The organism is Chryseobacterium sp. GW821-FHT04C04, from assembly GCF_059420365.1.
This window is the reverse complement of the sequence record NZ_JBWKTO010000011.1, coordinates 1-15,270: the sequence shown is the minus strand read 5'-3', so window position 1 is coordinate 15,270 and position 15,270 is coordinate 1. Positions and strand designations below refer to the sequence as shown.

13 protein-coding genes are annotated in these 15,270 nt (G+C 34.2%); all 13 read right to left on the bottom strand.

What is annotated here, in order from left to right; translation table 11 throughout:
- Window positions 1-442: 442 nt before the first annotated feature.
- The 13 genes from AC07UM_RS23700 to AC07UM_RS23640 all read right to left on the bottom strand — a co-directional run bounded on the left by AC07UM_RS23700 (window position 443) and on the right by AC07UM_RS23640 (window position 14,879).
- Window positions 443-1,123, bottom strand: coding sequence for a hypothetical protein (locus AC07UM_RS23700; protein ID WP_494685195.1), 681 nt, complete (start codon window positions 1,121-1,123; stop codon window positions 443-445).
- A 7-nt stretch (window positions 1,124-1,130) separates the two neighbouring features.
- Window positions 1,131-1,994, bottom strand: a complete 864-nt coding sequence (rfbD, locus tag AC07UM_RS23695; RefSeq protein ID WP_494685196.1) for a dTDP-4-dehydrorhamnose reductase — start codon at window positions 1,992-1,994, stop codon at window positions 1,131-1,133.
- Window positions 1,995-2,042: 48 nt separating this feature from the next.
- Entirely contained in the window at window positions 2,043-2,528 is a 486-nt protein-coding gene (locus AC07UM_RS23690) for an acyl-CoA thioesterase (RefSeq protein ID WP_124535652.1), read from the bottom strand.
- Window positions 2,529-2,598: 70 nt separating this feature from the next.
- Window positions 2,599-3,102 carry an OmpH/Skp family outer membrane protein gene (locus AC07UM_RS23685; RefSeq protein ID WP_124535654.1) on the bottom strand — a complete coding sequence of 168 codons (504 nt, stop codon included), beginning with the start codon at window positions 3,100-3,102 and terminating at the stop codon, window positions 2,599-2,601.
- A gap of 66 nt (window positions 3,103-3,168) precedes the next feature.
- Window positions 3,169-3,723, bottom strand: coding sequence for an OmpH/Skp family outer membrane protein (locus AC07UM_RS23680; RefSeq protein ID WP_494685197.1), 555 nt, complete (start codon window positions 3,721-3,723; stop codon window positions 3,169-3,171).
- 8 nt (window positions 3,724-3,731) lie between these two features.
- The gene (locus AC07UM_RS23675) at window positions 3,732-6,266 is read right to left on the bottom strand and encodes a BamA/OMP85 family outer membrane protein (protein WP_494685198.1); all 2,535 of its coding nucleotides are present in this window, start codon (window positions 6,264-6,266) and stop codon (window positions 3,732-3,734) included.
- A 26-nt stretch (window positions 6,267-6,292) separates the two neighbouring features.
- Complete coding sequence (gene uppS / locus AC07UM_RS23670) at window positions 6,293-7,042, bottom strand: undecaprenyl pyrophosphate synthase (protein WP_103231402.1); 750 nt, start codon at window positions 7,040-7,042, stop codon at window positions 6,293-6,295.
- Window position 7,043: 1 nt separating this feature from the next.
- Window positions 7,044-7,934 carry a type IX secretion system protein PorG gene (porG, locus tag AC07UM_RS23665; RefSeq protein ID WP_103231403.1) on the bottom strand — a complete coding sequence of 297 codons (891 nt, stop codon included), beginning with the start codon at window positions 7,932-7,934 and terminating at the stop codon, window positions 7,044-7,046.
- A 213-nt stretch (window positions 7,935-8,147) separates the two neighbouring features.
- Window positions 8,148-10,652, bottom strand: coding sequence for a polysaccharide biosynthesis tyrosine autokinase (locus AC07UM_RS23660; RefSeq protein ID WP_494685199.1), 2,505 nt, complete (start codon window positions 10,650-10,652; stop codon window positions 8,148-8,150).
- 2 nt (window positions 10,653-10,654) lie between these two features.
- Window positions 10,655-11,536, bottom strand: coding sequence for a polysaccharide biosynthesis/export family protein (locus tag AC07UM_RS23655; protein ID WP_494685203.1), 882 nt, complete (start codon window positions 11,534-11,536; stop codon window positions 10,655-10,657).
- A gap of 37 nt (window positions 11,537-11,573) precedes the next feature.
- Window positions 11,574-12,692 carry a glycosyltransferase family 4 protein gene (locus tag AC07UM_RS23650; protein WP_494685200.1) on the bottom strand — a complete coding sequence of 373 codons (1,119 nt, stop codon included), beginning with the start codon at window positions 12,690-12,692 and terminating at the stop codon, window positions 11,574-11,576.
- Window positions 12,693-12,803: 111 nt separating this feature from the next.
- Window positions 12,804-13,805: a glycosyltransferase gene (locus tag AC07UM_RS23645; RefSeq protein WP_494685201.1), complete on the bottom strand. Its 1,002-nt coding sequence runs from the start codon at window positions 13,803-13,805 to the stop codon at window positions 12,804-12,806.
- Window positions 13,806-13,808: 3 nt separating this feature from the next.
- A complete protein-coding gene (locus AC07UM_RS23640; RefSeq protein ID WP_494685202.1) occupies window positions 13,809-14,879 on the bottom strand; it encodes a formimidoylglutamase in 1,071 nt (356 codons plus the stop codon).
- Window positions 14,880-15,270 lie beyond the last annotated feature (391 nt).

Here is a 15,270-nt window from a genome sequence, read left to right as displayed (position 1 = left end):
GCAAAAGTAAAACTTTATTTCTAATTGACCAAATGTTTTTGAAGAAAATTTTAAAGTTTTTTAAGTAACCTTAACCCTCTTCTCATCACCTAATCTTCCACTCCTGCGCTCCCTTAATTGGGACTGCAAAGATAAGAACTTTATTTGAACTTGCAACTTTTTAAATGAAAAATTTTGAAGTTTTTTTGCTCTTCCCTTTTGAAGTTTCTTATTGTTTCTGCTTATCTAAAAGCTCTTCTGCGCTACTGAATGTCTTTCGTTTTTCAGTGGGGCAAAGATAGAAACTTAACCCACACCACGCAACTTTATTTAACTTAAATTTTACCTTTTATTAATATTAGCTCCTAAAACACTGGAAGGCAGGGAGAAAAATTTTAAATAAAATTGTTTACATTATATCCTTATAAAGCAAAACCAGGAATAATACTGTTCCTGACTGCTTTTAAGGATTAATTTTTTTGTAAATCGCACTCAAAAATTCAGCATAAGACTTTTCCAGCCCAATAATATCTCCGGATTTAAGGTTCAAACCTCCTACTCCTGAATCGTCCGACTTCACTTTTAAGGATGAAACCTGGAAGTAAAGATTATCATCATTGGCTTTTGGCTGAACTTTTACAGTAGATCCTAAAAGTTTCTTCGTTGAAATGGTATAGATTTCTCCTGGAACAATTTTAATTTTTAAAAATGATCTTGGAGAAATAGTGTAGTCTTTACGGTTGATACTTATTTTTTGATCTTTTTCAGAGGATGCAAATATATACATGTCGCCATGCTGAGCAGTCAGCTTTTCTTTAGGGGTATAGTATAAAGCAATTTTATAATTGGCGGCATTGAATTCCTGAGGGGTACCGTCAACATTTTCGAAAGGTTTTAATTCGAATGTATTGGCACCAATCTCTTTTGCTTTTTTATATACTAAAGAAAATACGAGTGCATCATCTTTTGAAAATCCCTGAACTTCTACTTCTCCTAGGTAAACTGCATCGGTACCAGCTTCTTCTTTTTTATGGAAGAATTTATCCGGGTTATCATTTGTTTTCTCAACCTTGGTCAGATAAACATTCTGTGCATTCCACAACTGGATACACAACATAGAAAAGATGATTGCTATATTCTTCATATATATATTATTGTTGTGAAAGTACATCAACACATTCTTCAAGACTATTCTCCCAATGCTTGGGCTCTATTTTGTAAGTCTCTTCTATTTTATCCAAAGACATTGTACTTCTCACAGGTCTTTTGGCAGGAGTTGGATACTGTTCGGTTGTTAACGGATTTAGTTTTACTGAGGATTTTGAAAATTCAGCAATTTTTTGGGCAAATTCAAACCATGTTGTTTCCGGATAGTTTGAGAAGTGGAAAATCCCATAGGTTTTTTTTGGAGCTTCAATAATTGCGAGGATTGCTTCTGCAAGATCGTTTGCATTAGTCGGCTGTCCAAACTGATCGGCAACAATTCCCAATTCTTTTTTCTGGGAAAATAAGTTCAGCATTGTCTTCACAAAGTTCTTATTGAATTCGGAATACAGCCAGGAAGTTCTTAGTATAATAGTTTTAGGATTAATTTCTAAAGCAAGTTCTTCCCCTTTTCTTTTTGATTCACCATATACGCCTATTGGATTGGTAAAATCATCTTCAGAGTACGGAAGATTCGTGCTTCCATCAAAAACGTAGTCAGTAGAAACATGAATCAGAGTGGATTTGCATTCTACACATGCCTGAGCAAGATGAGCTACTCCATCTGCATTTATGGCAAAAGCTTTTTCTTTATCAGTTTCTGCCAGATCCACTGCGGTATATGCAGAAGCATTGATGCAGTAATCGGGTTTATTATCATAAAAGAAATCGTTTACCTGTTCTTCATTTGTAACATCTAAAGTAGATGAGTCTGTGAATAAGAATTCATATTGATTTTCAAAGTCAGGAGCTATTTTTCTAATGCAGTTTCCCAATTGTCCGTTGCTTCCTATTACTGCTATTTTTTTCATTTATCTATTATTAATTTTTAAGTTGGTATGTTTGATAAAAACTGTTGACTAAGAATTTTTTGCATTCTGAGTTCTTAAAAACTTTACTCTTGACTGGTAGTCTTTCTGAATTAAATCTACATAAAATTTATCAAAGAGTTCTTTGATCTCTTCGGGATGAACTTCAGATTTTCTGGTTTTAACATTAAAATAAATAACGGTCACCCAAAGTACGGCATGAATTGTCTTTTCATCCAGGCTCTTCATCAGAATTTCAACTTTAGCAGTTCTATCCTGAACATCGATGGTTTTGCTGCTGATGACCACCTGTGTGTTGTATCTTACTTCTTTTAAGTATGCTATTTCATTTTGAATGGCAATCCAGGTACAGCCGGTTTTTTTAGTATATTCTTCATAGGTAAAGCCATAAAATGTTTCTACATGATCTTCTCTGGCATTGAACATATAATCAAGATATTTTACATTATTTAAATGTCCGATCGGATCGCAGTCACTAAACCTAACTTTAACCGTAGTTGATACTTCTTTTTCCATTCCGCAAAAATAAAAAAACCACCTCTAAAAGAGGTGGTTAGTTTTATAAATCTTTGTTAATTTGCTGAAATTATTGAACTCCTAGTTCTTTCTTCACAGCTGGAGTAGCGTCTGGTCCTGCTTTATAAAGGAATGCCGTTGAATTTGCATCCATAATATAATCGTATCCGTTAGCTTTAGCTACTTTTTCTACTGCATCATTCAATTTCTTCTCAACAGGTCCGAAAGCCACATCTTGTTTAGCTTGTAGATCTTTTTGAGCTTTGTCTTGCATTTGCTGAATTTCTTCAGCTAATTTTTTCATCTCTTCTTCTCTAGCTTTGTTTTCATCAGCTGTCTTTTTTGGTGCTTCTGTCTGATATTGCTGATATTTAGTTTGAGCTGCGTCAGCTTTTTTCTTAATCTCAGCTTGTTTTGTATCTAAGAATGTTTTAAGATCAGCATCTGCTTTCTTTTTCTCCGGCATAGCGTTAAGAACTCCCATTACATCTAAAGTAGCAATTTTTTGAGCTTTTGCCATACCTACAGATACAACCATCATTACTGCTGCAAATAATACACTTAATTTTTTCATAACTGGTAAATAAATAATTTAATTTGTTTTTAGATTTTAAAATATAGCAAAAGTTAATTTTATAATTTATTTTTTGCCTTTGCTATTTGTTTTTTCCTTCTTATCTGTTCCTTTTAGCAGAATAGATAATACTTTCTCGGTGTAATCATATTTTGACTGAAGGAAAATAACACTAATGTTATTGCTTTTATCAAGAACTATGCCCAATCCATTTTTTTCAGACATCGTTTTGATTGCTCCCCAGATCTGATCCTGAAAAGGTAAAACCAGATTTGTTCTCAGTTTTGTAATTTCACCATTAGCCCCAAAACGTAAACTTGTTGTGGTTTTAATATTTTTGTCAAGGTCTACAACTTCTTTTTCTCTCAATTTAAGCTGATCCCCTATTAATAAAACTTTTTCACTTTCAAAAGCAGCTTTTTTTCTTTCATATTCAGACTGCAGGTTTTGAAGTTCTGACTCCCAGGTATCGATCTGAGAATTCAGTCTTGCTTCCGCTTCTTTATACTGAGGTAATTTATTCAAAATTTCATTAGTATCCACCACTCCTATCTTCTGGGCATTATTAAGTCCAAAAAGCAAAAGTAATGCGAATGTGAAAATTATTTTAAAGTGCTTCATATTTCTAATTATAATGTTTGGTTCATCAAGAAGTGGTTTCTCCATCCGGACTTATCACCTGATAATGTTTTATCCAGACCAAGTGCAAAGTCGAATCCGATCAATCCAAATGCTCCCATATAAACTCTTACTCCAATCCCGACTGATCTTTTCAACTGGAACGGGCTGTAAGAACTCCATGTGTTCCATACGTTACCTCCTTCAGCAAATGTCAATGCATAGATTTTTGCAGTCTGGCTCATTGAGATTGGGTATCTTAATTCTAAAGTGAATCTGTTATAGATTGTACCCCCTCCTTTTTGAGTAATATCTTCTGCTTCTCCTCCATTTGTAGAGGCATTTTCATATCCTCTCAAAGGAATCAATTCTCTACCGTCATATCTACCTCCGAAAAGACCTGTACCTCCCATATAGAATCTTTCAAATGGCGGAGCTCCCAGCTGACTGTTATATCCGTCCATGAATCCCATTTCAGCAGAAGATCTCAAGACCAATTTTCCAATGATCTCATTGTAAACGTCTGCTTTGAATTTAATCTTATAGAATTCCATCCACTTGTATTTGTCAATTGCTGACATGGTGGAGTAATCTTTCTTCTTAAACAATGAATAAGGAGGTGTCAGTTTTGCTGAAAGCTCCATATTGGATCCCGTTGTTGGGAAGATTGGATCAATACCTGCTGAGTTTCTAGTCAATCCTAAGTTGATACTGAAGTTATTGGCTGTACCATTATTTTCTGTAGTATCACCAAACTGGAATGGATAGTTATTGAAGTCATACTTCTGGAACTGTAAACCAGTATAAAGAGAGAAGTAGTCATCCGGCCAGTTCAATAGTCTGTTTAAACCTACTGAAGCTGAGAAGATGTTCAATTTCTGAGCATTATTATATTGATCTGTATATCTTACTCTGGAATTGTTCAAACTTACAGAAAGGGCTGTTGGTCTTGTACCAAATAACCAAGGCTCCGTAAATGATACTCCATAGTTCTGGAAGTACTGTCCTGCCTGAACCTGAATAGAGAAGACTTGTCCGTCTCCCTGAGGTACTGGTTTGAAGTCTTTAAACTTAAGGAAATTCTTTAATGAGAAGTTATTAAATGTCAATCCTAAGGTACCAATAAAGCTGTTACCACCGTAACCTGCCTGTAATTGTACCTGAGAAGATCCTTTTTCTACAAGCTTCCAGTTAACATCAACTGTATTATCCTGTTGATTTGGCTGAATATCCTGTCCGATCTGCTGAGGGTCAAAGAATGACATCCCTGCTAAATCGAAATACGTTCTTTTAATTTCCGTTTTCTTGAATAATTCGCCTGGTTTTGTTCTTAGTGCTCTAAGAATTACGTGGTCATGGGTTGTTGTATTCCCCTGCCAAGTTACTTTATTCCAGGTAGCCTGTTCTCCTTCATTAATTCTAACCTCAAGGTTTACGGCATCTCCTGACACTGATTTTTCAACAGGTGTTACGTTGGAGAAAAGGTAACCATTGTTCATGTAAACAGATTTGATATCTGAATCATCTTCTTTACCCCCATCTTCTCCTACTTTTTTGTTGAATCCTACAGCATCGTAAATATCTCCTTTCTTATATCCTAATAATCTTTGTAAATATTCTGTAGCGTATACCGTATTACCTGTGAACGTAACGTCTCCGATGTAATATTTTTTACCCTCGTTAAGTTTTACATTGATTTCGTAGTTATTTCTTTTGTTTCTCCATACAGAGTCCGAAACAATTTTCGCGTCTCTGTACCCAAGGGAGTTGTAATAACTGATAAGACCTTGCTTATCTTCCTGATATTTATCTTCAATGAATTTCGAGGATTTCAAGATACCACCAATACCAAAACGTTTCTGTTTTGTTTCTTTGAAAGCTTTGTTTCTAAGTTTTCTATCGGTTACACTTTCGTTTCCTTCAAATTCAATATGATCAATTTTAATCCTCTTCCCTTTCTCTACATTGATTGTCCAGTCTACTAAAGCAGGGTCTCCTGCGTTTACTTTATCCTGAATAGTGATTTTGGCGTCTGCAAAACCTTTTTTAATAAAGTCTTTAGGGACATTGGTTTTAAGGCTTGAAACTAGATTCTGAGTGATTTTAGTTCCTGGCTTCAGGTTGTTATCCTTTGCCATTTTTTCACTTTTAGATTTACCAATTCCTTTCCCTGCGAATTTAACTTCTCCAAGTTCTTTAAGGTCCTGCAGATAGAATTTCAGAACGATCGTCTGTCCTTCAATGCTTTGAACATACACTTCCACTTCAGAAAAAGATTGAGTATCCCAAAGTTTTTTAACAGCATTGCTGATTTTTTGTCCTGGAATATCTACACTTTCTCCTTTTGTAAGGCCTGTAAATCTTAAGATCTGAGCGGGTGTATATTTCTTTACCCCATCTACAACGATGTCTTTAAGTGTATAAGTGCCTGCCTCATTTTCTGCGTGTACAGCATTATTTACTTTTGTGCTGTCCTTTGGAGTTACTTGTCCATAAAAATGTGCAGAAGCAGCAAACATAATGATGGGTAATAGTCTAAACTTCATTTTATCGAGTCTTTCTTTTCTAAATTTTATTGGCCTTTTACTTGCTCACCGGTCAAACCGTATCTTCTTTCTTTGTTTTGATAATCAACAATACATTGAAAGAAAATATCTTTTGAAAAATCCGGCCATAGTACATTTAAAAACTGTAATTCTGCATAAGCGATCTGCCAAAGCAAGAAATTGCTTATCCTTATTTCACCGCTGGTTCTGATCAATAAGTCTACAGGAGGAAAATCTTTTGTATAAAGATAATTTTCAAATAAACTTTCGTTAATATTTTCTATCTCTACTTTTCCTTCTTTTACATCAGAACTTATATTTTTTACAGCTTCCAAAATTTCATTTTGTGAGCCGTAGCTTATAGCCAATACAAGGTTTCCTTTTGTGTTTTCTTTTGTAAGTTCTACCACACGTTCCAACTGCTCTTTTACTAAAGTAGGCAGTTTTTCTAAATTCCCTATAACATGCATTCTTAATCCTTTGCTGAAGATTTCTTCTGCCTCTAGCAGTAAGGTCTCTACCAACAGATTCATAAGGGTATTCACTTCTTCACTTGGACGGCTCCAATTTTCTGAAGAGAATGTATACAATGTTAAGTAAGGGATATTAATCTCATTACAAGCATTAATGGCGTTTCTAACTGCATTAATGGCATTTTTGTGACCGAAGGTTCTTTCTTCGCCACGAGATTTTGCCCATCTTCCATTACCATCCATAATGATGGCTACGTGTTTTGGTAAATTCTCAGAATTTATTTTATCTTTAATCAACGACATATTATTCACAATAACATGGAGGTCTTCCGAACGAATATGTCAGCCCTAAGCTGAAAGTATTCATCCAGTCATTAGATCTTCCATCTCCAATATTTCTCTTTTTAATAAACTCTGCTTCTCTTTCTTTAGAAACTGCATAGTAATTTCCTGACTGTAATAATGAACTTCCTGTAGCAGGGTCCAAAATATCAGCATTAAAAGAAGTTTTTACATCTTTGGAAAGGATCTTACTGTGATCCAACTGATCCGTCAATGTATATCTGAAAGTAGCTTCTGCAAATATAGCCCATGAGTGGTTGAATTTATACTTCAAACCTACCCCAAAAGGAATATGCACTGTTACTTTTTTCCCTAATGAATAATCTGTTTTGGTCGTAAAATCCAATTCATTGATTGGAGCCTGTGCCACCCCATCAGCATCTCTTCTGAAGTCATTCATCAGGGTTGCTTTAGGAGCATCAAACATCAAAGCACCAACACCACCGAAGATGTAAGGGCTTAGCATACTGATCTGCTCATTATTTACAGGAAAAAAGTTATATTCAAACATTAAACTCGCCTCATACACGTTATTTTTTCCGTATGAGTTTCTATTTCTTCTATAATCCTCTTTTGCCGCTTTATCACTAAACTGAACCTGGTTGTATCCTAAATCCAATCGAATGGTCTGATGCGGGTTAAAATTAAACCTATATAATAAACCTCCATAAAATGGGATGCCCCAATCTGACACTCTGTTTAAATCCAACGGCTTTTGTAAAATATAATTCGTACTTCCTACATCTCCCACTAGGTTACTCATACCTAGACGAACTCCCAATTCGTTTCTTTGTGCTTTAACACTTACCACTCCAAGGAAGGCAAGGAAGCTAAACAATAATTTTTTATTCATAAAAGAATATGGATTTATGGTTATTTTAAAATTTAATTTTTGCAAATATAAAACTTTTTTATATTAATGATAATCTTAATGTTTAGTTAAAAATAAACAAAAAAACATAATTTGTTATAAAGTAAACGGCAAAGTGGCAAAAATATTCTTTTTTTCATAGAATGAAAATAGCTTACATATGAAAAAACCCCCATTAAATGGAGGTTTAATGCTTTATTTTTTATTAAATAATCTCTGTACTTTATTTCGAATTCTGATCAACAAAGGTTCTTTATAATTTTTATCTTCATCAAAATAGCCATAACCGTAGCCATATCCGTACCCGTAGCCATATCCGTAACCATACCCTTGTTTTATATTGTAGTCATTATAAACAAGTCCTAAATTATTAATTTCATCATTATGATATTTTTCCGTTATCATTTTCAGCATGTACTTTTCCGTGTATTCATGACGGACAACATAAAGATTAGCATCAGAATGTTTCATCAATTCATATGAGTCTGCTACCAATCCTACCGGCGGAGAATCTATAATAATGAAATCGTATTTTTCTTTCAGTTCTTCTATAAATTTGATATTTCTCTGACTCATCAAAAGCTCGGAAGGATTTGGCGGGATAGGTCCTGAAGTGGCAACATCAAGATTCGGTATCTTTGTTTTGTTGACAATCTGATCAATTCCTACTTCCCCTGTCAGGTAATTTGAAATACCATATTTGTTATCAATCTTGAAATCTCCAAAGATTTTCGGCTTTCTAAGATCCATCCCCAATAAGATTGTTTTCTTATCACTTAATCCTATTACAGAGGCCAAATTAATTGAAATATAAGTTTTTCCCTCACCTCCAATAGATGATGTTATCAGGATGACCTTCCCTTTTTCATCTTCATTATCCATCAAAAATCTCATATTGGCTCTTATTCCCCTGAAAGCTTCCGATACAGATGATTTTGGTTGTTCCAAAACAGTAAGCATATTTTCATTGCTGTTATTCCCTATCACTCCAAGAAGTGGAATTTTAGTCGCACTTAGCAGTTCTTTGATATTTCTGATTTTAGTATCAAGCACTTCACCAATCAGGATAAATAATAATGGAAGCAACAACATTCCTGAAATAATTGCAGTCTTTGCCAACTTCACATTAGGCCCTATCGGTCTTTGTCCTAAATTCTTAGCAGGGTCAATCACTGTAATATCAGACTGATTGGTTGCCATCCTCATCTGAGTGTCGCCCTGTCTTCCCAAAAGACTGTTGTAAGTAGCTTCAATCATATTATACCCTCTCTCTGCATCCATATATCTTCTTTCTTTTTCAGGATAAGAAGTTAAATCAGAATTGGCACCAGCTACTTCCCGGTCTATTTTATTAATTTCCTCATAGTATCTGTTATAATAGCTTCTCAAACTATTGGATGAACTCATTTTCGCTTCATCAATAAGTCTGTTGACCTCTCTTATTGGTTCTGATGAAGGCTTATAAATGGCCGCCATTTCAGATTTTTTAGTGTATAGAGCCCTAAGTTCAGAAACTGTTGCTGAAAAAACACCATCTTCAAAACCTGCAGCATTTGTCCCGATCATTTTATCAAAGTTCTGAGACTGAAGCGTATTCCTGATATTATTCAAAGAATTGATTTTGCTTAAAACATCTGCTTTTTTAGCTTCAAGTTCTTTTATTTTTTCAAGAGATTTTTCATCTCTGTCTTTAATATTGTAAAGCTTTTCTGAAGTCTTTAAGTAGTTCAGTACATTTGCACTAGAATCTAGCTTTTTACGGACTTTACCTAAATTGTCTTTTAAAAATACATCTGTATTCTTATTAACAATATTTTTATCAGCAAGTCTTTTTTTCTGTAGCTCTGCAACAGATTTATTAAGGAAATTCACAGTACTGTTAAGGTTATACCCTTTTTTAGTAATGATCATAATAGACCTGATTTCTTTATCAAAGTCTACACCTGTGGTAGAAACGATTTCGTCTACACTCTGGTTTACTGAGTTCAGACTTATAATGATATTATCCAGCTTAATTTTAGAAGTAATAGGATTCTTAAGCAATCTGAATCTCAGGTTAGGAGAAGTATACCATTCGTTAACTTTAATCGTTTTATTAGCGGGTCTGTTGTATGAGTTGATGCTCTGAAAACCTTCTACTTCATAGCTATATAAACTTGTCGTTTCGCCTTCTTCAGGTAAGACAACTTCATAAGTTCCATTCCCTTTTGGCAACAGAGTAATAGGATAGTTGATCTGCTGAAGGTGCTTTTTATCAATCTGAAGAAAAACCGGTGAATCATCTTTATCCAGATAGGTAGATTTTATAAGCCCTTTTGTAGAGTAGTTCACAAAAAGGTCTAATTCTTTTACCAAAAATTCGTTATGAGATCTGGATAACAGCATTTTTTTCAGATAAAGCCCGTCCTGATTTCCCGTATCTCCCCAAATGAAGTTAATTGACTGGTTAGACTGAGTAGGCAAAAATTCAGAAGCTTTACTGGAAGTGCTTAATGACAAGTCTGATGCATAAATATTCTGTGCATAATACTTACTGTATATCCATGACATGGCATATCCAATCATCAGCATGAATGCAAACCAGTACCAGTTTTTAAGGATTCTTCTTAAAAAATGTTCTAAATCAAATAATGCAAATGTTCCGGATTTATCTTTCTGAGAATTATTTTTCTCTGTATTGGTTACTCTTTCTGGAATCATAATTAAAGATTTTTAAGGAGTAAATAAATAGACAATGCCGTAGTAATTACTGAAACTCCTGTAGTCAAAGTCTGAATCGGATCTTTTCCAAATCCATTCAAGCTTTTCGCTCTTGTATTCAGATAGATTTCGTCACCATTTTGTATATAATAGTAAGGAGAATTCATAAGATCTTCACGGGTAAGATCTATTTTGGCAATTTTGATTCCTTCAGGAAGTTTTCTGTGGATAACCACTTCTCTTTTATCGATAGTTCTGTTCAGCCCACCATTAATCGCTAATGCTTCAGTAATAGTAAGGGTATTTTTGTGGGTTACTTTTTCTCCTGAAAGTCCGGTAGTCTCCACATCACCAAGAATATAATAAGTAATACCATCTGTATTCAATCGTACTTCTGACTTACCTTCCTGGAAATTTTCATTTACTTTATCTTGTATTTCTTTTGTAATATCATCAAGTGTTCTTCCTTCAGCCTTTATATATCCTATTCCAAAAATATTGATATCACCATTGGAGTCAACTTTCAATCCATTAAAATAAAAATTCATATTTCCACCTCTACCTCCTCCGGAACTATTACCATTAGCTCCTACATTAACACCACCTCCTGATATTGCAGAACTTGTTACCCCTCCGCTGGCTAATCCGCCGGAAGTATTGTAAGAAGAATAAAATTGTGCTGCATCTCCTTTGGGAGTTGTCACAATATTAAGATTGAGGATATCATTTTTGGTAATCCTGTACACGGGAATGTTGTAGGGAACAAGACCTTCTTCGTTAATAACAAGACTTTCACTTGGCTGCAAATACCTCACATCCTTTGTTGTGATACATGAGGTAACTAAAAAGGGGAATATTAAAAATAAATATTTAAAGTTCTTCATCATATATAATATTGTTTACAAAAGTAATATTTAATTGTTAATTTTTGTTATTTCTTAATCGATATAGCAAATCTGGCAAATAAGCTCCAAAAAAACCTAAGGAAATGATCACCAATAATAGCATATTTACATTAATATGTCTAAAACAATAAGCTATTCCTACGATCATAAGATAGTAAAGAATAATATAGAAAGTAGATCTTCTATGGGTCAGATTCAGCTTTAGTAACTTATGGTGAATATGGTTTTTATCTGCATCGAATGGTGACTTTTTGTTATAAAGCCTCACCAAAATTACATTTAATGTGTCTACGATCGGAAGAATCAGAATCGCAACAGCTACAACAGGAGCAGACTGAAGATGATACCTCGGAACATCCGCCAGTTTTTTATCAATAAAAATGTCTATGAAACAAATAGAGGTAAACGCCAGTAAAAAGCCAAGTAACATGGAGCCAGTATCTCCCATAAATATTTTACGGGTACGATAATTTGACAGGTTATAGTATAAAAAGGCCAATACAGTCCCAATAATAACAACGGATAGTACAACCAAAGGATAATTATATTCTCCTAACCGATAATAGCTTATTCCAAATAAAGCACTACAGATTACAGAATATCCACCTGCTAATCCATCTATTCCGTCTATTAAATTAAAAGCATTGATCAGAATAATAAAAGTAATAATGCTAAACAGAACACTCACAAAATATTCCAATTCATACACTCCAAATATTCCAAATAAGCTTCTGATTCTGATATCTGACCCTATCACCACCAGCGATGACACCACAATCTGTGCAACAAGTTTTTTGTATGCCCTCATTACAACAATATCATCCATTACCCCTACATAAAGCAGGATAATCAATGAAGCAAATAAAAATTTATAGAGGTCAAACAGCTCGTAAGCAAAAATTGAGGCGCAAATTCCTATGGAATAAAATATGGCAATTCCTCCCAGGTTGGGAATCTCTCTAAGGTGCGAACTTCTCATTCCCGGCTCATCCATCAGATTCTTTCTTCTTGAAATCTTAACAATGGTAGGAATAGAAAAAAAAGTAATTAAAAATGAGAATACAAAACTTAATCCTATTTTTATATAGAAAATAGGTATTCCCGATCCGCTTAAGAACAATTCAAAATTTTTCATTCTTTTTCTTATTCAGCACTTGTATCTTACAATAAAAATGATGACGCAGAACTTATAAAGAACTTCATCATTGTTTTCTATTGACCGAAACAATAGTACTTACATTTGTGTTTATATCAATTTTCTTATCAATCTTTTCTGGCCGGCAAAAAATAAGAGATAAAAAATCTTTTTCTTCAGAGGCAAAGATAAAAGATAATTCTTACCAAAACGACTATACTTCAATATATCTTGAACTTTTATTTGCCTTTCATTCATAAAAAGAATTAACTGATCAGACATATTATAGAACAATTGTTCTTTTTTCACGAATGCCAGATAGGCCAAAAATGAATAAACTCCTTCAAAAATCTGAAAATTTTTCAGTTCCTTTTTTTTGTGGAAATATTGAGATTCGCTGAATATTTTTTCCACATCAGCAACAGCTTTTAGCATATCAAGTCCTTTTTCGGTGTGGGTTTTTGTAATAGAATCCGAACGCTCCAGATATTGATAATGAAAATTTTGAGTCTGAGCTATCGTTTCACATTCAAGCAGCAATTGCGGAATAAGTTGAATATCTTCAAAATGAACCCCTTTTTTAAATCTTTTTTGATTAAAAAGTTCTCTCTTGAACAACTTATTACAGGCAAAATAGCTGATATCGGAAAATACTGAAAAATTACTTTCAAGAGCTATTTTTTCAGGCATATTGGGAATCTGAGTCAGTTTTTGGGTAACCCTTCCGTTCTCGTCTACTTTCTGAATATTACAGATGACCATTTTTGACTGGTGCTTTTCTGCTAAAAGGAACATTTCTTCAAACATGGTCTCGGTGACATAGTCATCGCTGTCTACAAAACCTATATAATCACCTGCAGCCCTATCAATCCCAAAGTTACGGGCATCACTTAAGCCCCCGTTTTTTTTGGTAAAAGCTTTTATTTTTTCCGGATATCTTTGTGCATATCCTTCAATAATTTTTTCAGAACGATCTTTGCTTCCATCGTTCACTACAAGAATTTCAATATTGGGAAGACTTTGATTAACCAGGGAGTCAAGGCATTTTGTCAGATAATTCTCGACATTATAAACGGGAACAATAATGGATACTCTTGGGGGAACATTTGTCATACATTAAATTTTCGTCAGTCTTGCACTCAGCCATCCTTTCTTCGCTTCATCAAAATCATTTCTGGAACACGGAATGCAGTTTTCTATATTTTCATCATCACCAAAATACCACAAATTACTGAAAGTATCACGCTTAAATGCATATTGCCTGTCATCTATCAACACATAGAACTGTTCATAATGTCTTTCCTTCGGATGAGAGTACTGAATGTTTATTCCTTCGATCAGATACCATAACATCTGTGCTAACAGCTGATGGTTCAGTTGATTTTCAGAATAAATATTATAATTAAAAATCCCGACAGACTTCAGGTTTTCACTTAATCCGATTTCCTTCATATAAGCACAAATTTCTCTTCTGTTCAGTCCATTTACCTGAGGATTCATAGAAAAAGGCTCACTAAAGCTTTCCACAGCATCACAATTTACTGTGACCAGATCTGCTTTTCTGAAGAAAGGCTCTGTTTTTTCTGTAGAATTCATCATCTCCGCAAGACGGATAATATCAAATTCTACTTCTTTGATCAGTCTCACAGAATCCATTTCATTCAAATGTTTCTGATATCCTAAATGATGGTAATTTTTAATAGAGAAATTCTTGGCTCCGAAAATTTTGCCTAAAAAAGTATGTTCATTGATCGTTTCCCCTTGTTGAAGAGAAATAATATTACTTATCTGGGTATAATTGAGGCTTTTCTTGTGAAAGTTCAATGCAGAAAATAATGAAAAGGCAAAATCATTGGAGCCGCCGATAATCACCGGAATGGCTCTTTTATAGTGACATGCCGAAAGAACTTCCTGTAAAATATAGTGGGTATCCTGAACCGATTTTCCTGAAACCAAATCTCCAAGATCTACAATAGGAATTTCGAAGTCCATCTGCGAAAGCTTATAAAATTCTTTCCTTACCCCGGTAAAGTCCTGTACTTCCGCATCTCCGCCCGCACCCCGGTAGTCTGATACAAACAAAAGAACAATACTGTCTTCTTTGATATCTTTTGTAATCCGATTTCCTATCTGCCAGCTTTCTGTTTTGAAATTTCTTGGTGAAATGATAAAGTCTTCGAAATCCATATTTTAATTTGAAATGTAAATTGATTAATTGCTTGATATAACAAACATACAAAAAACATAGGAACTGAGTAGACTGTGGTATATTTTGTTCACAAAAAAGCCGTCAACAAATTGTTAATGGTTTTATCCAACAAGCTTGTCAAAGTTTAAAACTTTGACAAGCTTCTACAAGTTTCATTTGAAATTTCACATTTTAAAATGTCAAAAAAAAGTTTCGTAACTAATTTAGCAAAGGATTATCAGTTGAGTATCCTCGGCTTATTGTTAATTTTCACTTAGGTCATTCATGAAACTCTATAAAAAATCCGTCTCACTAGAGTGCACCCAAAAGTTTAGACAAAATTAAATAATCTTTTGATAATAAAGAGTTCGATATTCTATCGGACTCTTT